Genomic DNA, 25,134 nt, shown 5'->3' with positions numbered 1-25,134 from the left:
AGGATACGCGTGGAAAACGTTGAAATTGAGCCAAAAATAGCGTTTAATGTGCTTGATGATATTGATTCGTTTAATAACAGTAATCACGGAGCCGCTTTTACAGCTACAGCAAACGCAAATATTGCGCTAATCAAATATTGGGGGAAACGAGATGAAACTCTGATTTTGCCATATACTTCCTCATTATCTCTGACTTTAGACGGATTTTCCACAACAACAAAAGTACGATTTGATGATTGCCTAGAGGCAGACTCGATTTGCTTAAACGGAGTAAATTTTACAGGCGATTTACTCCAAAGTTCAGAGCGTGCACGAATAGTAAAAATGCTAGATATTGTGCGAAAAATTGCTGGAATTAAGAGCAAAGCACAAGTCGTAAGCGTAAACACAGTTCCAACAGCCGCAGGATTAGCTTCTAGCGCATCTGGTTTTGCGGCACTTGCGTCTGCAGCATCATACGCCGCAGGATTAAACCTAAGCCCACGCAACTTATCGATTCTAGCTCGCAAAGGATCTGGATCAGCATGCAGGTCGATTTACGGCGGATTAGTATTATGGAACGCTGGCACAAGCGACGAAACGTCTTACGCAGAGCCAATCGAAACACCAGAAGAGCTTCAACTCGCAATGGTAACTGTTATTTTAAACTCTAGTAAAAAGAAGATTTCAAGCCGTGAAGCAATGCGACGCACAGTAGAAACATCACCAATCTACGCAGACTGGATCAAAAACTGCAAAAAAGACCTAAATACGGCGTTATCAGCTATCAAAAATTGTGATATTCAAGCATTGGGAGAAGTGTCGGAGAGAAACGCTTTAGGAATGCACGACGCAATGCGCGCGGCTGCTGAAAGCGTAAACTATTTAACAGATGAAACGCATGTTGTGCTTAACGTTGTGCGAAAAATGCGCGATGAAAGCGGATTTCCAGTTTGGGCTACAATGGATGCTGGTCCGAATGTTAAAGTTTTAACTAGCGCGGAGCAAGTTTTGCGAGTTAAAAACGAGTTGAGTTTGCGCGTGTTGAATGAGATTAAGCGTTTGCGCGAGTCGCAGGAATCGCCGTCATTTAGCAGCTTTGCGCAATCCAATCCGCAGTTTGTTATTGCGCGCCCAGGAAGTGGCGTTAGCATACGGAGAGAATCATGACTAATGAGCAAGCTTTAGCGCCTGGAAAACTTTACATAGCAGGCGAATACGCTGTTGTAGATGGATGCGCTGCAATCGTAGCAGCTGTGAATCGTTATGTAAAAGTTACAGTTGACGATGACAACCTACTAATACGTGATAGTCATGGAAAAACGTATCACAGCTGCGACTTTAATAAAAACGAATCCGAAAAAAATAATCTTAAAAAACTAGATTTACCAACATTTTACGGAAAAATCACGAGTGAGTCTAAAAACTATAAGCCTCTTTATTGGAAGCGTGGAATCTTCGGCAGGGAATTTATTTTAGACGAAAAAGATGCAGAAGATATAACTATGAGCGCAAAAGACTCAACGGATGCTTGCGACTTGCCAGCGGAAAAGTCGCCAGCAGCCAGCGATGAACAAAACCAAGATTCTCAAATAAAAAAATTAAAAAAAATCTATTCATACGTATTTTCCGCAATGCAAATAGTAGACGATTTTGCGCGCGAAACAAAAGAAGTAAAAAACGTTTTACTAGATGAAGGAAATACAGCCATAAACCTATACAATCTACAAATAGAAAGTGATTTAGACGATAAAAAAACAGGCAAAAAATACGGGCTTGGATCATCTGCAGCCGTAACGGTGGCGTCTGTGCGAGCGCTGTGCAAATGGTACGGATTAACGCTTACAACGCCAGAATTGTGCAAGCTAGCCATAATTGCATCGTCGCTAGTAAAAAAGTCAGGAAGCGGCGGAGACGTGGCAGCAAGCGCATACGGCGGATGGGTAATGTACCGCGCGTACAATCGCGAATGGCTTGAAGCAGAAATAGAAATGATTGAAAGTGGAGACTCAAGCCTACACAAGCTGCTTAGAAAAAAATGGCCGCGATTTGAAGTAAAACGATTAAAAGTAGGCGCAGGCTTGCGACTCTTAGTTGGGTGGACGGGGAATCCTGCCAGCAGTGCAGAACTTGTTGGAAGTGTAAAAGCTGGAGTGAAGGCTGGCGATTTAACCGCGCACAATCCCTCTAAAACAAGCGCTAAGACTTACGCTAAAACATACGAAGATTTTTGTGTGCAAAGCGAAAAATGCGTGCAAAAAATCGCGAATGCGCTAGAAAATGGGAACATAGACGCATTGTTAAGTGGATTCGCGCAAAATCGTGCGCTTTTAAAAGATCTTGGCGAAATCACGGGAACGCTAATCGAAACGCCAAAACTTACGCGGCTAATAGAAGTTGCCAATGGTGCAGGATTGCCGTCCAAAACAAGTGGAGCAGGCGGAGGAGATTGCGGAATCGCAATTGCGCGCGCGGAAGATTTTGATGCTGTGTTTGCTCGCATTGAAGAAGAATGGCAAAACAGCGGTATTGAGGCGCTTAATCTGAAAGTCGCAGAATTTGATGAAAGTAGCGACCTCTCGCTTATTGAACAGCGCAAAGACGATCACATAAAACTCGCGTGCGAACAATACAATGCGCACGCGGAATCTGGTTTTGAACACGTGCGGTTTATTCCAAACGCGCTGCCGCAATTGGCATTAAGCGATGTAGATACAAGTGTGAGCGTGTTTGACGAAAGCACAAAATGGGATACTCCGCTGTATATTAACGCAATGACGGGCGGAAGCAAAAAAGGCGAAAATATAAACGAGTCGCTAGCGAGGGTAGCTGCAAAAACTGGCTTGGCAATGGCTTCTGGCTCGCTAAGCGCAGCGCTTAAAAATCCGCGGCTTGCAGAAACATTCAGTGTGATTCGTCGCTTTAATCCGCAAGGATTTGTAATGGCGAATGTAAGCGCAGGAGCAAGCGCTGAGCAGGCAATTAAAGCTGTAGAAATTTTGCAAGCAAACGCGTTGCAAATCCACCTAAACGCGGCACAAGAGCTTGTGATGAGCGAAGGAGACCGCGATTTTAGTGCGTGGCTTAACAATATTGAGACAATTGTAAGCGCGCTTGATTCAATGAAAGTGCCAGTTGTTGTTAAAGAGACTGGGTGCGGAATGGGTGCTCGTGATGTGCTGCGGTTGCAAAATGTGGGCGTGCGTGCGGTGGACGTTGGCGGACGCGGAGGCACGAATTTTGTTGCGATTGAAAACGCAAGGTGTGGGCGTGAAAGCGACTACGAGTTCCTCGATTCCTGGGGGCTTACAACTGTTGAATCGTTGCTAGACATAGCGCAATGCGATGAGATTTTGTGCGAGCCGCGCGATTCATCGGATTCTTGCAATAGTGCGCGAATGCAAGTGTTTGCAAGCGGAGGAGTGCGTACGCCGCTTGATGTTGTGCGCTCATTGCGGCTTGGTGCAAGCGCTGTTGGAGTCGCTGGCGAGTTTTTGCACACGCTTATTAACGAAGGAGAAGATGCGCTTGTTGAGCAAATTGAGTCTTGGAAGGCGCAGATTCGTGTGATTATGGCGTTGCTTGGATGCAAGAATATTGAGGATTTGCGCGAAAATTCGCGGATTTTGATTGATGATAAGCCCTGTGTGATTTAATGTCGGGCGTAGTGATATACTTGTGTAGTTGTGCGTTCAAGCATGCTTATTTGTTTATGCGATTTAGCGTCGGTTAGTCGCGTGGGCGGTTTGCGTGGGTGAGCGACGCAAGACTTGCAAGTCAAAGAAAATAGGAGTCCAATTATGGCAGCTCGTTGCGCAGTATGTGGCAAGGGACCGCAAACCGGTTTCAGCGTTTCACATTCGCACATCCGCAATAAGCGCACCTTCCGCCCGAACCTTCAGCCGGTTCGCACCACCATTGATGGCGAAAATGTTCGCCTTCGTGTGTGCGTAAAATGCATTAAGGCAGGCAAGGTTCAGCGCGTTGAGGCGTGAATCGCGTGTTAGATGTAAGGCCCTGAGCAGTGCTCGGGGCTTTTTTGTTTCCCTATTTTTCGCTTAAATCGTAGCGCAACGATTATAATCGAAGTATGGCAGCACGCATAACACTAAACACAGCAATATCGTCAATCGTAAGCAACAAGAGACGCGCGTCTGCTCTAAAATCGCTAGGTGTAATCACAGTAAAAGACGCGCTAACATACTACCCATTTAGAGTCACAAATCCGCTAAAACGCGCGCATTTAAGCCAAATTTTGCCAGGTCAAGAAGTTGCGTTCTCAGCGACAATACAATCTATAAACATAGTGCAAATGGCAGCGCGACGAGGATATCGGCTAGAAGTAAACGTAGCGCAAGATGCGGCACAAGCACAGATTGTGTATTTTTCAAAGAACAGACAATACGTGCAATGGGTTAGTGGCAGAATTGCAGTAGGACAAACCGTTGTTGTAGGAGGCACAAGCGGCGAGTTCAATGGGAGACTACAGTTTACACATCCGCAGATTCTAACTGTTCGAGCAAAGAGTGCTGAAAGCGATGATTCTGCTTATAATACTGATGTGCGCGTGCAAAACAGCGATGATTTTTCTGTGCAAAGTGTAGAAGATGGGATTGAAAAACTTTGCGCGCCACAACCGATTTACCACGCAAATTCGAGAATATCTAGTGAACATATTCACGAGACGATTTTAGGATTATTGCGACTTTTTAAGACTTGCGATTCTGGCGATCCTAATGTTCCCGATACAGATATTCTTTCAGATGTTTTGCCAGATGTTCTGCCACAATTCGTCACAAAGAGTAGAAACCTAATGCACCGCGCGGCAGCATTCGAATCAATCCACAATCCACAAAACAAAAACGACTTTGAAAACGCAATACACACAATGCGCTACGAAGAAGCATTCATATCACAAATAGCAGTTTTGCAATCACGCAAAAAATCAGGGGAAAATAAGGCATACACGTGCGAAAACAGCGAGCTAAGAAAACACTTTGAAGAAAGCCTACCATTCGAGCTAACAGAAGGACAAAAAAACGTTATTAGCGAAATAACAGCAGATATGCAAGGCGAATCTCAAGCAACCGAGGAGTCCCCATTAAAACCAATGCGTCGTCTTTTGCAAGGAGAAGTCGGCTCTGGAAAAACAATAGTAGCAATGAGCGCAATGCTACAAGCCGTAGGATCAGGACACCAAGCGGTACTAATAGCCCCAACACAAGTATTAGCATCACAGCATGCCACAAACCTACAACAGATGATTGAGCGTGCAGGGATAAACGTTGAAATAACGCTCATAACAGGCGGAATGAAGCTAGCCAGCAGACGAAGTGCACTAGCAAAAGTAGCAAGTGGAGAGCCAGCGATTATTGTGGCAACACACGCAGCTTTCTCCGCAAGCTTTAAACCAACAAACCTAGCGCTGGTGATAATCGACGAACAGCACAGATTTGGCGTAGAACAACGAGACACACTATTACGCAAGATAAGCGGAAACGCGGTTCCACACTTGTTAGTCATGACAGCCACACCAATACCGCGATCCGCAGCAATGACATGGTTTGGAGACCTAGACGCATCCTATTTAACAGAGCTTCCAGGCGGACGCAAACCAATCCGCACTTTTGTAATAAACGAAGAAGACTCGCATAAGATGGCATCCATGTTCTACCACATTCGCTCTAGAATCGATGCAGGAGAGCGAGCATATGTTGTATGTGCTCGAATAGACAGTGAATACAGTGAAGAAAACAACGATAATACTTACAATAATGCTGATGCGATCTACCAAGAAAACCAAGACTCATACACTCTAAATTCACAAAATACCCAAAATACACAAATTGCTCAGCGAGAAGTCCACACAGTTTTACAAATATCAAAACGCTTACAAAACCTACCACAATTCAAAGGCGTAGAATTCGCACAACTAACAGGTCGTACAAGCGACGAAGAAAAACGCGAAATAATGCACAAATTCGACAGTGGACAAGTACAAATCCTAGTTTCCACAACGGTTATAGAAGTCGGAGTAGACGTAGCAAAAGCCAGTTGTATAGTGATTTTCGACGCAGACCGCTTCGGACTAGCACAACTACACCAGCTCAGAGGACGAGTGGGACGTTCAGGCACACAATCCTGGGCTTTCCTAGTGTCAAACGCACCAAACAACCAGTTAGCAGCTGAACGTTTACAAGTAGTAGAAAACTCGTTAGACGGCGCCATAATAGCCCAAAAAGACCTAGAATTAAGAAACGTTGGAGACGTTCTAGGAGACAGTCAGTCAGGTGGAAAATCCAGTCTAAAACTATTAAGAGTAGTAAAAGACGCAAAAATCATTGCAGAAGCAAGAGAGGACGCAAACACGCTACTAGAACACGACCCGACCTTACTAGAACATCCACAAACCGCCGGAGCAGTTTTAGACTTTACACAAGGTAGCAGCACAGCAATACTAAGCAATTAGATTAATGAAATCAGATTCATGAAACACAAATTGCCCAAGTAGTTTTGTACAAAAATCGCTTTTAATAGGCTAAAAGCACTATTAAAAGCGGCTGATAACGATTAAGCACCCAGACGCCAAATAAAAAAAATAAACGCCAAATAAAAAAATAATATAATAAAAAATAATATATATTTTCACAATAAACGTGCGAAAAAAACAATTTTTGAATATCCTAGATATATAGAAAGGTAAAATCGCGAGAGATGAGGCAAAGATGACTGAGCGCGAACAACAAATTCTATCGTGGATTCAACAGAACCCTATGATTAGTCAGCAAGAACTTGCAGACCTAGCAGGAATAACAAGATCAGGCGTAGCTGCACACATTTCCAATCTTATTCGCAAAGGATACCTTAGAGGAAAAGGATACATAGTCACACCACCCAGCTACGTAACAGTAATAGGCGGAATAAGCATGGACGTGCTGGGAATCGCGTGCGGAGACCTAATGGACTACACTTCAAACGCTGCAAAAGTACGATACGCGCTAGGCGGAGTCGGACGAAACATAGCCGTGGCACTAGAAAGAATGAACACACGAGTAAGCCTAGTATCCGTGTACGGCGGCGACCACAACGGAGAATTATTCAAAGTCGACGCGTCTGTAAACGGATTAGAAATAGGATACTCAAAGCAGCTACCAGATGCAATGACAGCATCATACATGTATGTAGGAGACGCATCGGGGCAAAGGCTTTTAGCACTAGACGACATGAGCATCTACGATTACATGACACCAGACTTCTTGCGCGAAAGAATATCGATAATAGAAAACGCAGACATAGTTGCACTAGATACCAACATTTCACAAAAATCCTTCGAATGGGTGTGCGACAACTATCACAGACCAATAATGGTGCGCGCAATAACCGATGCAAAAGCTCCACGAATACTTTCCAGACTACACTGCATAGACACACTCATATTAGACACAGCCGAATCGCAGGCGTTAACAGGCATTTGTGCGGTAGACGAAAAATCTGCAGTAAGATGCGCTAAAGTATTGCTAAAACGCGGAGTTGGGCATGTGTTTGTTAACTCGGGGCGCGAGGGAGTAGCGTATGGCGTAGCGGACGAGGGAGTAGCGTTCTATCCCGTACCGCTAAAACGTGTACAAAGAATGATTGTTGCGCACGGAAACGGTGGAGAAGGCGTGCGCGCGGTTGGCAACGACAATGGTTCAAGCGATGCTGCTACAGCGGCGTTGATCTATGCTAGGTATAATCATTTTGATAACACGAAGACAGGGCGATTCGCTGTAGCCGCCGCAGCTCTTAACACGGAATCGGTAGAAGCTGTGCACGAGTCGATGACTCCAGAGCTTGTAATGGAGAGAATGGAAAACATTCACGAGCGCGTGTAAATACCAAATCTCTATCTTTGGTGTTGAGCAAAAAATTAGCCTGAGAATGGTGCGCAAAATATGATTTCTGCAACATTCTCAGGCAATTATTAAAAGAATGAAAACGAATGAATTAGATTAGTGAATCACTCGCAATCTTCTGGCTTAGGAATCAAGAACGAGCATGCAAACGCCAAGGCAAGTAGCACGATTCCAGCAACCATCGAAGCAATATATCCAGCTGATGCTCCAGCAGATTGTACAAAATTAGTCATAACAGCGTAAAGAATCGCAAAGCTCAAGCCTGCACCAAGATTAAACGCACCAGCATTCATTCCAGGCAAATATCCAGGATTATCCTTTGGCGAAAGCACAATTCCAAGACCGTTAAGCATAATGTTTGCAACGCCAGCATAACTGATACCAAGCCACAAAGAAAGCACTACAAGCGACCAAACAGAAGGCGAGGCTGCAACATAAATTCCAAACACCACGCCAAGAACGCTCACAAGAATTCCAGCACGCAGCACAAGACGATACCCGAACTTTGCAGCAAGCATACCCGCAACAGGTCCAAACACGAAGCCGATGATTGCGTAAGGTGTAAGAGTTGCAAAGCTTACGATGTCCGCACCCATTCCAGCGCCAGCCTTAGCATCTTGAGCTAGCTGTGGAACAACGCCGTTCATAATTGCAAATACGCCAGTCATAGTAAGAAGCGTGCAAGAAAGCAAGCCCCAAGTGCGACGCTGACTCATATATTTTGTAGAAACAAGAGGAGCAGAGTTTTTGCCCTCTACGTTCCAGAACACTACAAAGAATACTACTGCAAGAACCACAAGACCTGCTACAAGACTCAAATTCGCGCCAGCAAGTTTACCAATCTCGTTGATAGCAAGATATGCTGCTAGGAATGCTATACCAAGGGTTACAACTCCAACCCAATCCATCTTTGGCGTATCTTGAGCATGGGATTCTTCAGCATAGAAAGCAACCAAAAGAACAGCGATTATACCAATGGCTGCCATAGTCCAGAATACGGATCTAAAGCCAAAGTTTCCTGCAAGCCAGCCGCCAAGAAGCGCATCAACGCCTGCAATACCGCCGTTCACAGAAGTAAGAATTGCCATTAGCTTTGCGTAGCGTTTTTCTTCGCTAACGCGCACGCGAAGCATAATCAAGCACATTGGCACAACAGGTCCGCTTGCTCCTTGAAGAATTCGTCCAATCATAAGAACTGTTACATTTGGCGCAATAGCGCTAACTGCACAACCCAAAATAGTGGAGATTAAAATTCCAGTAAGAACCTTTTTTCGTCCAACAAGATCAGCTAAACGCGGCAAGAACAGCGAGAATAATGCTGCTGCAGTAAAGAATACTGTTTGCGTTAAGGCGATTTGAGAATCCGTTGTTTTAAGCTCTCGAGTCATTGTTGCTAGAGCTGGAGAAAGCATAGATGCGTTAAGCTGGAATGCGAAAATCGCCACAAGCAGCGCTACCATAAGCGCTACGATTGATCGTCCACCCTTATCCAACATAGATGGTTTTTTAGATGAAACCTCAGTCATAATTAACCTCTATTTTCAATTACCTCAATTATTTCAATTCTTTTAAAGCGTCAATAATCAAATCCCAGAACTTGTTAAAGTCGAGTTTAGTTGCCACTTGAGTATGGCACTTGTCAGCCGATGGCTCTGGTCCACGCAAATCTGCTACCGTCATGCCAAGCGTCAAATCTCCCTTAATCTCAACGTCTACAGGGCATCTGCGAGTTTGTACAACGCTGTGATCTATCAAATATGCAACCGTGCAAGGATCATGAACTGGTGGGTCGATAAAGTCTTGGTTGTTCTTGTATGCCTTACGGAAGAAGTCCATCAATCCGCTTGCAAAAGCAGAAAGAGGCGTACCGATAGCGTCAATCCTAGCTTGTACTTCTGGAGTGCAAAGTGCCTGATGAGTTAAATCAAGACCAACCATTGTAATAGGCCAATCTTCATTAAACACAACGTGAGCGGCTTCAGGATCTACCTTAATGTTAAACTCCGCAACTGCGCTCCAATTGCCAACGTGATAGCCGCCGCCCATGAGAACGACTTCCTTAACTCGGCTAACGATTCGTGGCTCTAAGCGAACTGCCATAGCTATGTTTGTAAGAGGTCCAGTTGGTACAAGTGTGATCGTGCCTGGCTCATGACTCATTATTGTGTCAATAATCCAGTTTACTGCGTGTCCCTCATCTAAAGGACGAGTTGGCTCTGGCAAAGTCACTCCATCCAGGCCGGTTTCTCCGTGAACAGCAGCAGCAACTTCTAGAGGACGAATCATTGGGCGATCGCAGCCTGCGTGAACAGGGATATTTGTAGCATGTGCCATTTCTAGAGTTGCTCGCGCATTGTAAGTCACCTTTTCTAGGCTTTGATTTCCGCCGACTGTTGTTACACCAAGCAAATCAATGTTTGGATTGCCAAGCGCTAGCAGAATAGCCATAGCGTCGTCATGACCTGGATCGCAATCTAGAATGATTGTGGTCATTTTAGCTCCTTAATTGTTTAGTTATATGTCAGTTGTAGTTGGGATTTATATATTTTATGCTTAGGCTTTTTAGCAAACTTCATTGTTTAGCGTAGTTTGGGATAAATCGTCAGAAACCAGTGCTAAGCAACATTTGTTTATATAAATAAACAAATGACCGTTCCAAGTATATCAATAACAAAATTCGACACAAGTCTAAGTAATTTAAAATGATATGCTTAAAACATGCACGTAATTGCAGGAAGATTTAAAGGCACGCCATTATGCGCTGCAAAGTCATGTACAAGACCAACAACAGATCGCACAAAAGAGGCGATTTTTTCTAGGCTCGACTCATGGGGAGTATGCGATGGTGCTCGAGTACTCGACTTATTCGCTGGCACAGCGGCGTTAGGTGTAGAAGCGATTTCTAGGGGCGCAAGAGAACTCGTGTGCGTGGAAGCGAACGCAGCTGCGGCGGCGTTAATAACAAAAACTGTTAAAGTACTACAAAGTCAAGGCGCGTGGAGGAGTGAAGATTTAAGCGCTCGCGTAAATAAAAGACGCGCAGAGCAGTTCGTACAAGACTACAGCGGTGAAGCGTTCGATTTGGTGTTTGTGGATCCGCCGTACGCATTAGAGACAGAGCAAGTTGAGCTTTTGATTGAGAATATGGTCAGTAAGGGCGTTGTAAGTGCCGCAGCTGACACGCTTATTGTTTTAGAGCGTAGCGCGCGCAGTGTTGCGCCTAAGATTTGTGCTGGGTGGGAGATTTTCGACACGCGCAACTATGGCGAAACTGCTGTTATGTTCATTCAATCCACGAATCGATGACCTTTATAGGCGTTTTGGCGAATCGCCAGAAACCTCCCACCCAAGGCTAATCAGAGTTTTTCTATCCTGCTTACTAAGCGACTTGCAATCAAGTTTCTCAATTAAATCTGGTCTAATCTGGCTAGTGCGCGCTAGTGCATCATCTCTGCGGAATCGATCCACTTTAGCGTGGTCGCCCGAAGTAAGAATCGCAGGCACGCTAATATCGCGCCAAGTTGTGGGACGAGTGTATTGGTGATGCTCAAGAATCGCATCCGCGCCAGTGTACGACTCTTCAACAATCGACTCTGGGTTACCCATAAAGCCTGGAATCAAGCGTGTAATGGCCTCTACCATAACGCTAACAGCCACTTCGCCGCCGTTAAGAACGTAGTCGCCAATGGAATATTCGCGCACATCTACTCCGCGCGATTGATAGTATTCTGGGATTCGCGCGTCATAGCCTTCGTAGCGTCCGCACCCAAATACAAGTCGCTTTGCGCTTGCTAATTGGGTAGCGTCTTTTTGCGAAAACAGTGGGGCAGAAGGGTTTGGGAGGATTAGAACTGTGCCGTTATCGCCAATATCGGCTTTGTTATCGTCATTATCGGCGTCATCTCCATTATAAAGCAGCTCATCAAGGCATTCCGCCCACACTTCTGGCTTCATCACCATTCCAGCGCCGCCACCAACTGGCGTATCATCAACAGATTGATGAACGTCATGCGTCCATTTTCTAAGATTATACGCGTTGATTTTAAGCAAGCCATTATCTTGCGCTTTACCAAGCAAGCTCAGATCTAGCATGCGAAAATATTCAGGGAACACGGAGATTATGTCGATTTGCATTTTATAAAGCCTTTAAGCTTAAATCATGTGTTTTAGATTCCTGGGATTAATCCACCTGGAGGATCTAAAGTTAAATATTTTTCTTTAAGATTAACTTCTGGAACCAGTGCTTGAACGAAAGGCACTAGCGCAGTTTTATCATCGCCAACAGGAGTTGAAAGTCGGATTTTAAGCAATGATTGAGCACCATCAATAACGTCTACGACTTTGCCGATTTCACGCAGCGCAACTCCAAGTGAATTATTCTCACAAATGCGCGCGCTAAGACCCACCAAATCCTTAATATACCAAGCATTTTCTTGCTCTAACTCTTGCGCGCTTTGAGCCTTAGTGTAAAGCTCTAAGCCGTTTAAGGCCTCTGCATCGTTGCGATTTAGACTTTGTTCAAAAAGCAAAATCCAACGGCTTTTAAATGTTCGCGCAGACTCGATTGTAAACTCGCGCTCGCCGTCTTGCGTGTAAAGCACATTGCCTGCTTTAAAGCGCTCATAAGGTTCGTCGGTAAAAATTTGGACAGTGACTTCGCCTTTTAGTCCTTGTGCTTTTCCAATACGACAAACCCTCAGTAGGTTGTTTGAACCTTGCTGAGGGTTGTCAAAAAGTTGGTTTTTAGCCACGTTCAATCTCACTTACGTACGTCCATAATGTCTACGCGAACGTTGTGGCGGCTTAGAGCCTGTACAACAACGCGAATGGCATTAGCGGTACGACCGTTTCTTCCAATAACTCTACCGATGTCTTCTGGATTTACGCGCACGCGCAAGAGTTCGCCGCGAGCGTTTTCGTGAGAACGCACGGACACGTCATCTGGAAAATCAACGATGTTTTTAATGAGATGTTCCACAGCTTGAGCCAGCATAATTACTCAGCCTTTTCCTCGGCTTCAGCATCTGCTGCTGGAGCTTCTTCAGCTTCGTTCTTAGCGGCTTCTGCAGCAGCCTGAGCCTTTGCAGCGGCTTCGGACTTAGCAGCCTTAAGCTTCTGAGCTTCGGCTTCTACAGCCTCAACGCGAGCCTGTGCGTCTGGACCAGCTTCGGAAGTCTTCAAAGTGCCTTCTGCACCTTCAAGACCCTTGAACTTCTGCCAATCGCCAGTAATCTTTAGCAGCTTCAACACTGGTTCGGTTGGCTGTGCGCCAACGCCAAGCCAGTACTGTGCGCGGTCAGACTTAATCTGAATCAAAGATGGCTGCTTGTTTGGATCGTAGATGCCGATCTCTTCGATGGACTTGCCGTTACGCTTGTTGCGCGAATCAGAAATTACAACGCGATAGAAGGCGTAGAACTTCTTGCCCAATCTCTTAAGACGAATCTTGGTTGCCAAAATGGCTCTCCTTATAACTAGAGTCGTAGAATTTCGCTCGGGTGTGGGGCACTCCTTGCGAGTTCCACTGTTCCTCGCGTGGTCGATAAGAGGGCTTCGATTCACGCGAATAACTTTTCTATTATGACTGATTGCGTGGACTATATGTTTTCCTGAGAATGTTGCTCAAACTGGCGTGTTGAGCTACAAACTCAGGAAATGTCGCTCGCGCGGCTAATCCGCGCGAGCGCAGAAACACCCAGCCCTCACGCAACAGTAAGCAAGGAAATGCGCGAAGGTAAAGTAATAAACCATCAAGAAGCGGCAAACTAGAGTAGGATTGAAACGCAAACGATTAACGCAAAGTGGTCGCTTCCATCCACGCGAATCGCGCGTTGCTCTGTGGCTATAGCGTTGCATCCTGTTGATTTTACTAGCACATGGTCAAGTGCAAGATTCGGCCATTTTTGCCACGTTGGCCAAGTCTTTAGTCGCTTGCCGATTTGCATTGATGCGTCTAAAAAGCCTGATTTTAGTAGCGCTCTAAAGCTTGGGTGGTCTGGAGTAGAGTTTAAGTCTCCGCCGATTATTTTGACGTCTTTGACGTTGTTTTCATTGTGATTTTCGCCGATTTTTGCAAGCGCCATTATTCCGTTGCTCCAAGCCGCACATCCGCGCATAGGCGACTTTGGATGCGCCGAAGCGAATGTTATTAAAAGATTTTCCGCGGATGAGTCGCGAGTAACCGCCGTAACGATTGGAACGTTTGCTGCATCAATCTTAATAGACTTACCAAAAGATTTAACATTGCTTAGTCGCGTATAAATCGCGTTAAAGCCGCCATTTTCATGTCCGTTCGCGCTTCCCAATTGCACATGCGCAAAATCGTGTTTAATCCCAAGTTTTTCAAGGTTTTTTACAAGTTTTTTGCTTACTTCTTGTAAAAGAATCGTATCGATTTTATGCGTTTTTGCTAACTTTATTATTTGACTTGCGTTTGCGCGACCATATCTGCAATTAAGCGTCATAACGCGGATTTCTCTCGATTTTTCTAGTGATAATTCTGGCGATTTTTCCTGTTTTATTCGCAGCAATCTTACTGCCCAATACGGCGTATACGATTTTAAAGAGATTACGAATAACAGCGCATATGCTACGCACAAAAATAAATAAGATTTATAAAATTCATTTTGCGATCGTGTTGCAACTGCAGCCACAGCGCTGGCGACTTGCCCAAGTGCAGCGCAAAACGGCGCAATTGGAAGCAATGCAATAACATATGGCAGTGGCTTTAGTCTATCCGCTCCAGCTGGCAGCCACCTAAGTAGCTGCCAAGCTAGAAGCAAAACAAGTGCAACAAGTAAAATCGCAAGTAAAATAGCGTAAATCATCTACTGATTATTCGTATTATATAGTTATCTGCGTTCTTCACATTATCTGCATTATCTGCCGAAAAGACCTGCGAGTCCGCCGCCCAAATTAGGAGGTAAATCAGGCATTTCGTCAGCAAAGTCGCCTTCGCCACTCATAAGATTTTGAAGATTTTCTGGCAAATTATTAGGCAAATCCTGCTTCTTCTTCATAAAAGCAGACTCGCCATTCGCGTCATCATTTGCACTATTCGCAGAAGAATTTCCAGACAAGCGTTCTCTAAGCGCGCGCTCCTCGGCCTCGCGACGCATAGGATTACCGGACTTTCCGCCCTTCTTCTTGCTCTTCTTGTCTTTACGCTTAGACTTTCCGCCAGGACCGCCAAACCCAGGCATTCCGCCCATTCCAGGCATTCCTGCGCCGCCGCCATTGCTCATGCGCTTCATCATTTTAGCTGCTTGCTCAAAGCGTTGCAAAAGCGCATTCACTGCAGAAACTGGAACGCCTGCGCCAGCTGCAATGCGCGCGCGCCTAGAACCATCAATAATCTTGGTGTCTTTGCGCTCTTTAGGCGTCATCGAACGAATAATAGCTTCCGTGCGGTCTATCTCGCGGTCATCAAACTGCTCAAGTTCCTGTCTGTGCGCTGCCATTCCAGGCATCATACCAAGAATCTTCTTCATAGAACCAAGCTTTTTAACCTGCTGAAGCTGATCCAAAAAGTCGTCTAGTCCAAAAGTTCCTTCAGATATTTTAGCGGCAGCTTTTCTAGACTCTTCCTCGTCAAACTGTTTTTGCGCATTCTCAATAAGCGTTAGAATATCGCCCATGTCGAGGATTCTTGAAGCCATTCTATCTGGATGGAAAATCTCAAAATCCTTCAAACCTTCGCCAGTAGAGGCGAACAAAATCGGCTTTCCCGTAACGCTTGCAACAGATAATGCAGCGCCGCCTCGTGCATCGCCATCTAACTTAGAAAGCACAACACCCGTAAAGTCAACGCCCTCGTTAAAAGCTTGAGCCGTACGAACAGCGTCCTGACCAATCATGGCGTCTATAACAAACAGAATTTCTTGCGGATTAACAGCATCGCGAATCTCGCGCGCCTGCTGCATAAGAGCATCGTCCACGCCAAGGCGACCAGCGGTATCGATAATAACCGTGTCGTACATTTTTGCGCGCGCGTAGTCAATAGAATCTCGCGCAACTTTAACAGGGTCCCCAGTGGCTAAACCAGCCGAAACAACTTCGCTGCCGCCGTCACTTTGCACGCCTCGCTCTGGCGCAAAAATCGCCACACCTGCACGCTCTGCAACAACCTCAAGCTGCGTAACAGCGTTAGGACGTTGCAAATCCGCCGCAACAAGCAAAGGCGTATGACCCGAATCCTTAAGCCAGTAGCCCAACTTTCCAGCGAGCGTTGTTTTACCAGCGCCTTGCAAACCAGCAAGCATGATTACAGTTGGTGGATATTTTGCAAAATTCAGCGGTCTATCAACGCCTGAACCCAAAACGTTTGTAAGCTCGTCGTTTACAATTCGCACAACTTGCTGAGCAGGATTCAGTGCGCTAGAAACTTCCTCGCCTAGTGCGCGCTCGCGAATTTTAGCAGTAAACGATCGCACAACATCTAGAGCTACGTCTGCGTCTAAAAGCGCACGACGAATTTCACGAATCGTGCCGTCGATGTCTGCGTCGGATAATTTCCCTTTTCTGCGCAAGTGTTTGAATGCGCCAGAAAGTCTTTCTGTTAACGAACTAAATGCTGCCATAATTGCTCTATTCTACAGGTTGTTTGGAATGTTTTGTTGTATTGCTTTTTATCATGTTTACATTGCTTTTACTTAAGACAAATGCCACGATGACCCTTGTGCGCAATCTTCGATTACAACGCCAGCGGCGGTTAAAGAGTCGCGAATCGCGTCTGCGCGTGCAAAATCCTTAGCTGCGCGTGCAATAGCCCTTTGTTCAAGCTGATTTGCAATCAAAGATTCAAGAACCTTATGCTCCGCGCTTGCGCCATTATTCGCACCTAAATCTTGCGATTTTTGCGAAAGATTGCGCCATTGTGGAGAATAAGGGTCTAGTCCAAGAGTGTCTAGCATTGCACGAACTTGCAAAACACAAGTCTTAATAAGGCTTTTAATGCCGTTGCTTTGATTTTCGTTTTGATTTTGCGCATAGTCATCCAAAAGCGCGTTACCAGAGCGAATCGCAGTAAAAATCGCAGCCAACGCGCCCGAAACGTTAATATCGTCGTTCATAGCTTTAGTAAAATCTTCTGGAAGATTATCTGCATCAACGCTTTGAACTTCCGCATAATCTGGCTGATTTTCGATTACGCGACCAGCGCGCTCGAGGAAGTTAGATATGCGATCGTAAGCCGATTGTGCCTCGTTCAAAGATTGATCCGACCACTCAAGCATTGCTCGATATTGCACGCCGCCTAGCGCGTATCGCACGACCCACGCGGATTTTTGAGCCAAAACAGATGGAACAGAAAGACCGTTTCCAAGAGATTTGCTCATTTTTTCGCCTTTAGATGTAACCCACGCGGAGTGCATCCACACGTTTGCGCTTTTCCATCCAGCAGCGAGTGTTTGCGCCATCTCGTTTTCGTGGTGTGGGAAGCGCAAGTCTAGTCCGCCGCCGTGAATGTCGAAAGCATCGCCAAGATAGCGGTGGCTCATTGCCGAGCATTCAATGTGCCAACCTGGGCGTCCTGCTCCAAACGGCGTGTTCCAGCGCGCGTCTTTTTGGTCAAAATCGCAAGGTGCTTTCCAAAGCGCAAAATCGCGAGCATCATGCTTATCTGGGCTTGCGTCAGCAGGGTCAACTGGATTGTATTTGTCGGCTTTGCTGGATTTGTCGTCGCTATTGCTGCCGTCTGAATTACCATTTTGATGCGTTAGCGCGCCGTAATCTTGCCAACTTGGCACACTAAAATACACGTTTCCAGTAGGATTGCCATTCGCGCCTGTTATTGCGTATGCGTGTCCGCGATTAATCAAGCGCTGTATAAGCTCCACCATATCGTTTATGTGACCAGTCGCGCGCGGCTCCACAGTAGGCGGCATAACGCCAAGAGTGTTGTAAGCTTCAGTAAACTCGCGCTCGTAAATGTAGGCGCGCTGCCACCATGTTTGGCCATTTTCGCTAGCTTTTTTGATGATTTTATCGTCAATATCTGTAACATTTCTAACAAAAGTAACAGTGTAGCCAAGGCGCAAAAGCCATCGGCGAACAACATCGAAGGCGATTGCTGCGCGAATATGACCTATATGAGGCGAGCTTTGCACAGTTGCGCCGCACACGTACATCCCAACGTGGCCAGGAGTAACTGTTGTAAACCCGCTAGTGTTGTGCGTTGCTGTGTTATATAGGCGCAATCGTGCCGCTGCTGCTGTAAGAGTTCTGTTCGTATTTTCAAGCATAATCTCAATTATATGTTTAGCTAATAACTCACGCGTTAAGCTCGAAGTTGTCGATTCGAGTATTTGTTGCGATTATGACTTATGCTTGTATAAACATGAGTCGCAATCAACAAAGCGCGATTTGTACGAAAGGGATGCAATGACGTTTTCAAATGATTCAAAGTATAGCGAAGATCCAAACGCTGCTAATTTGAACGCTGTTATGGAAGACGATTCACAAAGCCTCCCAGATTCTGGGTCTAGCACAAGCACGAGCATACTTGAAAAGCCAGAGGTAGATGAATCAGCGCGAATGGACGATGGCGGTGACGCAGACCGCTTTGCACACTACGTTTCCAAGGATCGCGTAATCGAATCGCGCTTGACTGGGCGCCCAGTTGTAGCACTGTGTGGAAAAGTGTGGATTCCAAAACGCGAAGCTAACGACTACCCTGTTTGCCCAGAGTGCAAAAAAATCTACGAAGAGATGAACAATCTGGGCTTTTAGCCTAAAACGTTGATTTCTGTAGGAATAGCAGGGTCTCCACGCATAAGACTTTGAGCAGAAATCGGAAGTCTGCTAAGTGCTTTAGCACAATAGTCATGTGCTCGCATAATTGCGTCATGACCCATAAACTCTGTATTAGATTCGCCATTTTGCACGTAGTCAACTAGCAAATCTTCCCAAGAATCTTGCGGCTTAAAAGTCGCGAGCGCACTCTCCGAGCCAGAAATTACATGCTCACAATCGGCTACGCCATTGCTAGCCACGCCGCCATTCGCACCGCCGCTAAAATCGTAGGAACGGTACGCAAGCTTACGCCCTGGAACAGTCGCCTTATTCTTAGACTTCTTAGCAACAGGTTGCATAACTCCATCCGCGCCTTCACGTTCTGTGAGTTTATAAACCATTGCGCAAGTAGGTGCGCCCGAACCTGTAACAAGCATTGTTCCAATGCCGTAGGAATCAACTGGCGCATTTTGCAAAGATGCGAGCGCATACTCGTCCAAATCGTTCGTAACCGTGATTTTAGTATTTTTAGCACCCAACGCATCGAGCTGAGCGCGAACGCGACGAGCCATAACGCACAAATCGCCCGAATCAATGCGCACACCGCCAAGATCTGCACCAGCAACTTGCACGGCGGTTTTAACAGCCTCTTCTACGTTGTATGTGTCTACAAGCAATGTTGTTCCTTTTCCGAGTGCTGCAATTTGTGACTCAAAGGCATCGCGCTCCGAATCGTGCACAAGTGTAAAGCAATGCGCGGCCGTTCCAATGGCCTTAAGCCCGTAAAGCTTTGCCGCAAGCAGGTTTGCCGTGCCTTTAAAACCGCCGATTACCGCCGCGCGAGAAGCAGCCACAGCCGACCACTCGTTTGTGCGCCTGCCACCCATATCCATGCACGGCCTTCCAGCAGACGCGGAAACCATGCGTGCGGCGGCGCTCGCCACTGCGCAATCGTAGTTAAGCACGGAAAGTAGCAACGTTTCTAGCAACGTGCACTCGCCAAAAGTGCCTTCAACTTGCAAAATCGGCGAATCTGGGAAGAACATTTCGCCTTCTCTGTAACCGCGGATTTTGCCGCTAAAATGGTAGTTTTCTAGCCATTTAATGGTGTCTTTACTAACGATTTTGCGGTCTTGCAAAAATCGCAAGTCATCGTCACTAAAGTGGAATCGCGCTAGCTCCTCTAGGATTCTGCCTGTGCCTGCTACCACTCCGTAGCGGCGGCCTTGAGGAAGGTGCCTAGTAAAAATCTCAAAAACGCATTTGCGATTTGCTGTGCCGTCTTTTAGTGCTGCGTCGAGCATTGTGTACTCGTACATGTCTGTCATGAGTACGGAAGAGTTTGTGTAAGACTTTACTTCAGACTTTGCTTCGGACTTTGAGAAATCAAAAGAATCAAGCATTTTCAATCCTTTCTTGCGATTTTAGTAATCAAACTTAAAGCGCGTTCTTTACGACTTTTATAAGCGACTTTTACCTGCAGCCAATCATAGTCCTATGCCTATCTACGATTAGTGCGCGACGACCTGCCTTTTCGCTTAGAGCGTAGCGCGAAAAGGCAATTCGTAGCGCTGAGCCGCTCAAACGTAAAGTCCAGTGGACTTTACGTGCGGCGAAGACGTGAGCGCGCTGTAACGCGCGAACGACACAATACGCAGTAAATCCAGTACAAACTCGTGCAAAATATGCTAGTTGCGGCTTGTGTCTGGATAGTGGCAGATTCGTGGTAATCTAAAAGCATGACTATAGCTGTTTGCCCAGGCTCCTACGATCCCGTTACAGCCGGACACTTAGACGTGATACAACGTTGTACGCATCTCTTTAAAGAAGTGCATGTTTTGGTGGCTGTTAACGCGGCAAAAACGCCAATGTTTTCCGAATCGGAGCGTGTGGATATTATTCGCAATGCTGTTAAAAACCTAAAAAATGATTTTCCAGTCGGGGAATTTGCTCCACCTTTATGCGGAGCAGCACAGTCGCCAGCGTGCAAAATAGTTGTTGCCTCAACAGATGGTCTTATCACAGATTATTGCAAAAAAGTCGGCGCAACCGTAATAGTTAAGGGATTGCGCCAAAATGGTGACTATGAGGCGGAGCTTGGAATGGCTCTGGTTAATCGCAAGCTTGCTGGGATAGAAACCATGTTCCTGCCTGCAGACCCTATTTTGGAACATGTTTCTAGCTCCGTTGTAAAAGATGTTGCTCGTCACGGCGGAGACGTTTCGGGAATGGTGCCAGATAATGTGGTTCCACTTTTACAGAACGTTTTTTCTAAAACAATTGCAATATCACAAAAATACGTACAATAAAGTCATAAAATTAAAATAATAAAATAAAATTATTAGGAGAAACAGAGAGCAGCTACTTAGCGAAGGAGAAAAAATGAGCGAAAACGAAGACGACACAATGGAAAGCCAAGTATCGGCAAATCGCAGCCAAAAGTTGCCATTAAATCCAGTGATTGCAAACAACGATGATTCGCCCAGTGCTGCTTTTGAAGCTTACGACGCAGTGCCTGCGGCAAATAAGACTAAGGATGATAGTGCTGGCGATTCTACGGTTGCTGGCGATTCTTCTGCTGATTCTGCGGCTGCTGGCGATAATGCGCAAAACTTGTTCCCAATGCCAGATTTGCGTGAACGCGAAGACGGTGGTGCAATAGAATTTGAAGATGAAAAAGAAAACGTGTTTAAAGCCGCTAATCCGCAAACAGTAAGCGAAGAAGTGCGAACAAAGTCGCGTGAAGAATTCACAACGGTTTACGACATAATCGACACAATGGAAACTACGTTAAATGAAGCAAAAGGCGTGCTGTTTTCTGCTGGAATGGCAAAGATTGATCGCGAAGAATTCGGCGACTACTTATCTAGGTTAAAAGACATGCTACCAGTGCAACTTGAGCGCGCGAGTGCATTAATGCGAGAGGCAGAGAGGCGCTTGCGCACGGCTCAGGCTCAAGCAAATTCAATCGTAAGCTCTGCGCAAAGCCAGGCTGCTCAGATGATTGAAGAAGCACAAGAGAGAGCTAAATTCTTGGCTGGGCAAGAAAACGTGGTCGCCATTGCAAGAAATCAGGCGCGAGGAATCGTAAACGAGGCGCAGGCAAAGGCTGATAAACTCACGCGTGGTGCGGATCAGTACAGTGCTACGGTTATGGAAGGTTTAAAACAGCAGTTAGACAAGCTAGAGCAGGATGTTCAAGCAGGTCAGCGAGTTCTAGAAGAACGCAGGCGTGCGGCGGCGCATGTGCAAGACGAGATTAACAGACAAGTTAATGGAGAAGTTGTAAACGAAAGCGAAGAAAGGAACTAAAAATGGCATCGCATCCCTCCCAGTCTTTATGGGCGGTACCAGTTGCGCAAATGGCGGCACGAGCAGGAAGTAGCATGCAATTGCATCGCGTTTTCCCGGCGCCAGAAGGTATAGGAGACAGCGTTATTGGCGTGAAGCCAGGGAGCGATGTTACAGTAGACGGCAACTTTGATTCCGTAGTGGATGGGCTTATGTTCCAGGGTACGATTACAGCGCGCGTACACGCAGAGTGCTCTAGATGCCTGATGCCGTTGCATAGGGATTGGAGCGTCGATGTGTGCGCGTTCTTTGCACAGGTGGAAAGCAAGGGTGGTGCGCGTTCCAATAATTCCAAATTTAATAGATCTAATGGCGATAATGATGATTTAGAAGATGCTGATATTTGGGACGAGGGCGACGATTCTGGAAACGTGTATCCACTGGTTGGCGGAGGCGACTTTGCTGATATCGAGGCATTGATTAGGGACACAATGGTTAGCGAGCTGCCGCTTAAACCTTTGTGTGAGCCAGATTGCAAGGGTCTTTGCTCGCAATGTGGAGAAAACTTGAACGAACATCCAGATCATCATCACGATATTACGGATATTCGGTTTGCGGCGCTTGAAGTACTTAAGCAAAAGCTTGAAAACTCGCAAAATCGCGGCTGATTTACACTAATTACGTAGTGCGCGACGACCTGCCTTTTCGCTTAGAGCGTAGCGCGAAAAGGCAATTCGGAGCGCTGAGCCGCTTAGCGTAGAAGCACGGTGTGCTTCTACGGCGGCGAAGGCGTGAGCGCAGCTAATCTGCGCGAACGACACGACCTGCCATGTAGTGCGATTCTGAATAATGTATGGCGCTTGCTGTAATATACAGAACGCTTAAGCTCAATCGGTTGAACGAAATAGAGGAAAGATTATGGCACTGCCAAAGTACAAGACCTCGCGCGCTAATACTCATTCGCGTCGCGCCAATTGGAAGGCTTCTGCCGTGCAGACTATTACCTGCCCGAACTGCGGTTCGCCAGCGTTGTCTCACATGGCTTGCCCAACCTGCGGTAACTTCCGCGGTCGCGTGTATCGCGAAGCAATTCGCTCTGCGCACACCAAGTAGGTTGTATTTTAAAAGAACCCTGCCATCGACGGGTGGCAGGGTTCTTGTGTTTTTGCACGCTTTTATTGAGCTTGAAATTGCATGAGGTTGTAAATCAACGACTTCAACGCATGCGCTATAATGTTGAAAATATGAGTGGGAACAATACAAAAGATCAGCATGACATTCAAGATGATGTAAAAAATGACGTTCAAAATCGCAATTATCAGAACCCAAATCATCCAGAAAATGCTAGAACTAGCAGCATAGGTGTTACGCGTTCTAAAGACGGACATACTCATGATGGTGACCCTACTCAGGAGCTTTTACGCGCGCTCGGTACTACGATTTCGCCAGATTTACTTGTTGAGGCGCTCACTCATCGCTCGTTTTCGCACGAGCATCCAGGCACTAAAAACTACGAGCGTCTAGAGTTTTTGGGAGACGCTGTTTTGGAGCTTGTTTCTACAGAAACGCTGTTTTCTGCTCACCCAGATATGACGGAAGGTCAGTTGGCTAAGCTTCGCGCTAAGGCTGTTTCGGAGTGGGCTTTGAGCGCGGTTGCGCGAGATAAGTTGCACGTTGGACCGTATATTCTTTTGGGTCATGGCGAGATGGAGCATGGCGGCGCTCAAAAAGACTCGATTTTGTGCGATATTGTTGAGGCGCTTATTGGCGCGACTTTTGTTGAGCATGGCATTGACGAGGCGCGCGCTGTAGTGCATCGTTTGATTGACGACACTTTGGCGGAGGTTCTTACAGAAGGTCCTGCTCTGGATTGGAAGACTTCGCTTACGGTTTTGGCGCACGAGATGGGGCTTGACGAGCCGCAATATAGGATGTCGGTTTCTGGCCCAGATTATGCGCCCGTGTTCCATGCGCGCGCGGTTTTGGCACACGAAAGCGGCGACGAGCTGTTGGGTGAGGCGGATGGCTCTAGCAAGCGCAAGGCTCAGCTTGCTGCTGCAGATAAAGCTTGGCACGTGTTGGATAGAAGGCGTAAGTCTAGCGGAGAAAGCGGTAATTAGAGCTTTCTGATTGCTGTGATATAGGCGATTTGAGGCGGTTCTATGGCTAGCAGTCGTAATAATAATGATTTATTATTTGACGATGGTTTGGTATCGTCAACGGAAGCTTCCGACTTATCCGATCGGTATATTGATTATTTGCGTTCAAATAAAGGCCTTGGAAGTCGCACTCTTCGCGCATATAGGGTAGATGTTTTGCAATGCCTTGAATGGTGTGGTGTAAACGATCTTTCTGATTTAAATTCTGTGTCTACAAGCGTTCTGCGTCAATGGATGTATTGGCTTAATAAGAATCACGCGCGCTCTAGTTTGGCTCGCAAAGTAGTGGCTGTGCGCGGCTTTTTTGCATGGACTACACACGTTGGTTTGATTAGCGCAAATCCTGCGCAAATTCTTAATACACCTAAAATTGTTAATGAGCTTCCTACGGTTTTAGACGAGGCGCAAGCGGAAAAGTTATTGGATTGTGCTGAGGATCGTTCTGAAGATTATGCTGTGGATAAGTCGCCAGCAACCGAGCATCAAGAAAATACACCACTAAAGTCGCAAATAAAAATGCGAATAAAATCTAAAATAAAATCTCAAACAAAAACGAAACAAGAGTATGTAATCGCACTCAGAAATGCTGCGATTTTAGAGCTTTTATATGCCACGGGCATGCGTGTGGGGGAGCTTACGGGTCTTAATGTGCAAGATATGGATTTTGAAAATCACACTGTAAAAGTTACAGGTAAGGGAAACAAGCAGCGTGTAGTACCATTCGGTGTTCCTGCTGCGAAAGCGTGTAAAAAGTGGCTTGACTGTGGGAGAAGTGCGCTGCAAGAAAAATCTGCCGCAAGCTCGCAAGCGTTGTTTTTGGGCGTGCGAGCAAAGCGCATTGACCAGCGCATTGTTAGGAGCATTGTTCACGAGGCTGCAGCTGCTGCAAACGTGCCAGACGTTGCGCCGCACGCGCTTCGTCACAGTGCTGCAACGCATATGCTCAACGGGGGAGCGGACCTTCGCGAGGTTCAGGAGCTTTTGGGGCATTCGTCGCTTAACACAACGCAGCGCTACACGCACGTTTCTATTCAGGCTCTTAAACAGCGTTACTCGCAAGCCTTCCCGCGTGCGTAGAT

The 25,134-nt window shown here is 46.3% G+C and carries 23 protein-coding genes; 13 read left to right on the top strand and 10 right to left on the bottom strand.

Going from position 1 to position 25,134, the window contains the following annotated elements; all coding sequences use genetic code 11:
* The first annotated feature begins 9 nt into the window (after window positions 1-9).
* The 5 genes from mvaD (at window position 10) to HXT46_RS05145 (ending at window position 7,853) form a co-directional block, all read left to right on the top strand.
* Entirely contained in the window at window positions 10-1,149 is a 1,140-nt protein-coding gene (gene mvaD, locus HXT46_RS05165; RefSeq protein ID WP_421785824.1) for a diphosphomevalonate decarboxylase, read from the top strand.
* A complete protein-coding gene (fni, locus tag HXT46_RS05160) occupies window positions 1,146-3,635 on the top strand; it encodes a type 2 isopentenyl-diphosphate Delta-isomerase (protein WP_421785822.1) in 2,490 nt (829 codons plus the stop codon). Before mvaD ends, fni begins: the two co-directional genes overlap by 4 nt.
* Window positions 3,636-3,779: 144 nt before the next feature.
* Complete coding sequence (gene rpmB / locus HXT46_RS05155; RefSeq protein WP_004105392.1) at window positions 3,780-3,974, top strand: 50S ribosomal protein L28; 195 nt, start codon at window positions 3,780-3,782, stop codon at window positions 3,972-3,974.
* Window positions 3,975-4,069: 95 nt separating this feature from the next.
* Window positions 4,070-6,448, top strand: coding sequence for an ATP-dependent DNA helicase RecG (locus tag HXT46_RS05150; protein WP_415703008.1), 2,379 nt, complete (start codon window positions 4,070-4,072; stop codon window positions 6,446-6,448).
* Between the two features lie 256 nt (window positions 6,449-6,704).
* A complete protein-coding gene (locus HXT46_RS05145; RefSeq protein WP_004113479.1) occupies window positions 6,705-7,853 on the top strand; it encodes a PfkB family carbohydrate kinase in 1,149 nt (382 codons plus the stop codon).
* Window positions 7,854-7,978: 125 nt separating this feature from the next.
* On the opposite strand, the gene HXT46_RS05140 is transcribed toward HXT46_RS05145, so the two are convergent.
* The gene (locus tag HXT46_RS05140) at window positions 7,979-9,400 is read right to left on the bottom strand and encodes an MFS transporter (RefSeq protein ID WP_004114561.1); all 1,422 of its coding nucleotides are present in this window, start codon (window positions 9,398-9,400) and stop codon (window positions 7,979-7,981) included.
* A gap of 28 nt (window positions 9,401-9,428) precedes the next feature.
* Window positions 9,429-10,367, bottom strand: a complete 939-nt coding sequence (locus tag HXT46_RS05135) for a nucleoside hydrolase (RefSeq protein WP_004113476.1) — start codon at window positions 10,365-10,367, stop codon at window positions 9,429-9,431.
* Between the two features lie 225 nt (window positions 10,368-10,592).
* On the opposite strand from HXT46_RS05135, the gene HXT46_RS05130 reads away from it, so the two are divergent.
* Window positions 10,593-11,180 (top strand): RsmD family RNA methyltransferase, encoded by a 588-nt coding sequence (locus HXT46_RS05130; protein WP_421785819.1) that lies wholly within the window; start codon window positions 10,593-10,595, stop codon window positions 11,178-11,180.
* 3 nt (window positions 11,181-11,183) lie between these two features.
* Here HXT46_RS05130 and trmD read toward each other — a convergent pair whose 3' ends face one another.
* From trmD to cysS, 7 genes are all read right to left on the bottom strand, one after another.
* On the bottom strand, window positions 11,184-12,008 hold the full coding sequence (gene trmD, locus HXT46_RS05125) for a tRNA (guanosine(37)-N1)-methyltransferase TrmD (RefSeq protein WP_285085113.1): 825 nt from the start codon (window positions 12,006-12,008) through the stop codon (window positions 11,184-11,186).
* Window positions 12,009-12,040: 32 nt separating this feature from the next.
* Window positions 12,041-12,625 carry a ribosome maturation factor RimM gene (rimM, locus tag HXT46_RS05120; RefSeq protein ID WP_004574854.1) on the bottom strand — a complete coding sequence of 195 codons (585 nt, stop codon included), beginning with the start codon at window positions 12,623-12,625 and terminating at the stop codon, window positions 12,041-12,043.
* An 8-nt stretch (window positions 12,626-12,633) separates the two neighbouring features.
* Window positions 12,634-12,867 (bottom strand): RNA-binding protein, encoded by a 234-nt coding sequence (locus tag HXT46_RS05115; protein WP_004113470.1) that lies wholly within the window; start codon window positions 12,865-12,867, stop codon window positions 12,634-12,636.
* Window positions 12,868-12,869: 2 nt separating this feature from the next.
* Window positions 12,870-13,331 carry a 30S ribosomal protein S16 gene (gene rpsP / locus HXT46_RS05110; protein ID WP_004113466.1) on the bottom strand — a complete coding sequence of 154 codons (462 nt, stop codon included), beginning with the start codon at window positions 13,329-13,331 and terminating at the stop codon, window positions 12,870-12,872.
* Window positions 13,332-13,639: 308 nt separating this feature from the next.
* A complete protein-coding gene (locus HXT46_RS05105) occupies window positions 13,640-14,701 on the bottom strand; it encodes an endonuclease/exonuclease/phosphatase family protein (RefSeq protein WP_004574884.1) in 1,062 nt (353 codons plus the stop codon).
* A 51-nt stretch (window positions 14,702-14,752) separates the two neighbouring features.
* Window positions 14,753-16,453, bottom strand: coding sequence for a signal recognition particle protein (gene ffh / locus HXT46_RS05100; protein ID WP_004117337.1), 1,701 nt, complete (start codon window positions 16,451-16,453; stop codon window positions 14,753-14,755).
* A gap of 72 nt (window positions 16,454-16,525) precedes the next feature.
* Entirely contained in the window at window positions 16,526-18,115 is a 1,590-nt protein-coding gene (cysS, locus tag HXT46_RS05095) for a cysteine--tRNA ligase (protein ID WP_174142902.1), read from the bottom strand.
* Window positions 18,116-18,254: 139 nt separating this feature from the next.
* Here cysS and HXT46_RS05090 point away from each other — a divergent pair, with 139 nt between their 5' ends.
* Window positions 18,255-18,602 (top strand): DUF3039 domain-containing protein, encoded by a 348-nt coding sequence (locus HXT46_RS05090; RefSeq protein ID WP_014554407.1) that lies wholly within the window; start codon window positions 18,255-18,257, stop codon window positions 18,600-18,602.
* On the opposite strand, the gene HXT46_RS05085 is transcribed toward HXT46_RS05090, so the two are convergent.
* On the bottom strand, window positions 18,599-20,008 hold the full coding sequence (locus tag HXT46_RS05085) for a nicotinate phosphoribosyltransferase (RefSeq protein WP_174142901.1): 1,410 nt from the start codon (window positions 20,006-20,008) through the stop codon (window positions 18,599-18,601). The two genes, HXT46_RS05090 and HXT46_RS05085, sit on opposite strands and share 4 nt — an antisense overlap.
* Before the next feature lie 336 nt (window positions 20,009-20,344).
* Here HXT46_RS05085 and coaD point away from each other — a divergent pair, with 336 nt between their 5' ends.
* The 6 genes from coaD to HXT46_RS05055 all read left to right on the top strand — a co-directional run bounded on the left by coaD (window position 20,345) and on the right by HXT46_RS05055 (window position 25,132).
* Complete coding sequence (coaD, locus tag HXT46_RS05080; RefSeq protein WP_014554409.1) at window positions 20,345-20,914, top strand: pantetheine-phosphate adenylyltransferase; 570 nt, start codon at window positions 20,345-20,347, stop codon at window positions 20,912-20,914.
* A 73-nt stretch (window positions 20,915-20,987) separates the two neighbouring features.
* Window positions 20,988-21,917: a hypothetical protein gene (locus tag HXT46_RS05075; protein ID WP_020760605.1), complete on the top strand. Its 930-nt coding sequence runs from the start codon at window positions 20,988-20,990 to the stop codon at window positions 21,915-21,917.
* A gap of 2 nt (window positions 21,918-21,919) precedes the next feature.
* The gene (locus tag HXT46_RS05070; RefSeq protein WP_421785814.1) at window positions 21,920-22,564 is read left to right on the top strand and encodes a YceD family protein; all 645 of its coding nucleotides are present in this window, start codon (window positions 21,920-21,922) and stop codon (window positions 22,562-22,564) included.
* Window positions 22,565-22,814: 250 nt separating this feature from the next.
* Window positions 22,815-23,009 (top strand): 50S ribosomal protein L32, encoded by a 195-nt coding sequence (gene rpmF, locus HXT46_RS05065; protein WP_004113441.1) that lies wholly within the window; start codon window positions 22,815-22,817, stop codon window positions 23,007-23,009.
* Window positions 23,010-23,119: 110 nt separating this feature from the next.
* On the top strand, window positions 23,120-24,016 hold the full coding sequence (rnc, locus tag HXT46_RS05060) for a ribonuclease III (RefSeq protein ID WP_004117354.1): 897 nt from the start codon (window positions 23,120-23,122) through the stop codon (window positions 24,014-24,016).
* A 42-nt stretch (window positions 24,017-24,058) separates the two neighbouring features.
* Window positions 24,059-25,132: a tyrosine recombinase XerC gene (locus HXT46_RS05055; protein WP_009994874.1), complete on the top strand. Its 1,074-nt coding sequence runs from the start codon at window positions 24,059-24,061 to the stop codon at window positions 25,130-25,132.
* The last annotated feature ends 2 nt before the right edge of the window (window positions 25,133-25,134 follow it).

This window comes from Gardnerella sp. DNF01204 (assembly GCF_049244145.1).
Classification (GTDB): Bacteria; Actinomycetota; Actinomycetes; order Actinomycetales; family Bifidobacteriaceae; genus Bifidobacterium; species Bifidobacterium vaginale.
The sequence above is the reverse complement of the archived record's forward strand: the minus strand, read 5'-3'. Positions and strand labels throughout refer to the sequence as shown.

What these genes read in the sequence shown, in the direction of transcription:
- HXT46_RS05150 (WP_415703008.1), top strand. Translation starts at nt 4,070, where the DNA reads ATGGCAGCACGCATAACACTAAACACAGCAATATCGTCAATCGTAAGC.
- rnc (WP_004117354.1), top strand. Translation starts at nt 23,120, where the DNA reads ATGCGCTATAATGTTGAAAATATGAGTGGGAACAATACAAAAGATCAG.
- rpmB (WP_004105392.1), top strand. Translation starts at nt 3,780, where the DNA reads ATGGCAGCTCGTTGCGCAGTATGTGGCAAGGGACCGCAAACCGGTTTC.
- ffh (WP_004117337.1), bottom strand. Translation starts at nt 16,453, where the DNA reads ATGGCAGCATTTAGTTCGTTAACAGAAAGACTTTCTGGCGCATTCAAA.
- rpmF (WP_004113441.1), top strand. Translation starts at nt 22,815, where the DNA reads ATGGCACTGCCAAAGTACAAGACCTCGCGCGCTAATACTCATTCGCGT.
- HXT46_RS05140 (WP_004114561.1), bottom strand. Translation starts at nt 9,400, where the DNA reads ATGACTGAGGTTTCATCTAAAAAACCATCTATGTTGGATAAGGGTGGA.
- HXT46_RS05085 (WP_174142901.1), bottom strand. Translation starts at nt 20,008, where the DNA reads ATGCTTGATTCTTTTGATTTCTCAAAGTCCGAAGCAAAGTCTGAAGTA.
- fni (WP_421785822.1), top strand. Translation starts at nt 1,146, where the DNA reads ATGACTAATGAGCAAGCTTTAGCGCCTGGAAAACTTTACATAGCAGGC.
- HXT46_RS05145 (WP_004113479.1), top strand. Translation starts at nt 6,705, where the DNA reads ATGACTGAGCGCGAACAACAAATTCTATCGTGGATTCAACAGAACCCT.
- HXT46_RS05115 (WP_004113470.1), bottom strand. Translation starts at nt 12,867, where the DNA reads ATGCTGGCTCAAGCTGTGGAACATCTCATTAAAAACATCGTTGATTTT.
- cysS (WP_174142902.1), bottom strand. Translation starts at nt 18,115, where the DNA reads ATGCTTGAAAATACGAACAGAACTCTTACAGCAGCAGCGGCACGATTG.
- trmD (WP_285085113.1), bottom strand. Translation starts at nt 12,008, where the DNA reads ATGCAAATCGACATAATCTCCGTGTTCCCTGAATATTTTCGCATGCTA.
- HXT46_RS05055 (WP_009994874.1), top strand. Translation starts at nt 24,059, where the DNA reads ATGGCTAGCAGTCGTAATAATAATGATTTATTATTTGACGATGGTTTG.
- HXT46_RS05130 (WP_421785819.1), top strand. Translation starts at nt 10,593, where the DNA reads ATGCACGTAATTGCAGGAAGATTTAAAGGCACGCCATTATGCGCTGCA.
- HXT46_RS05135 (WP_004113476.1), bottom strand. Translation starts at nt 10,367, where the DNA reads ATGACCACAATCATTCTAGATTGCGATCCAGGTCATGACGACGCTATG.
- coaD (WP_014554409.1), top strand. Translation starts at nt 20,345, where the DNA reads ATGACTATAGCTGTTTGCCCAGGCTCCTACGATCCCGTTACAGCCGGA.
- HXT46_RS05070 (WP_421785814.1), top strand. Translation starts at nt 21,920, where the DNA reads ATGGCATCGCATCCCTCCCAGTCTTTATGGGCGGTACCAGTTGCGCAA.
- HXT46_RS05105 (WP_004574884.1), bottom strand. Translation starts at nt 14,701, where the DNA reads ATGATTTACGCTATTTTACTTGCGATTTTACTTGTTGCACTTGTTTTG.
- HXT46_RS05075 (WP_020760605.1), top strand. Translation starts at nt 20,988, where the DNA reads ATGAGCGAAAACGAAGACGACACAATGGAAAGCCAAGTATCGGCAAAT.
- HXT46_RS05090 (WP_014554407.1), top strand. Translation starts at nt 18,255, where the DNA reads ATGACGTTTTCAAATGATTCAAAGTATAGCGAAGATCCAAACGCTGCT.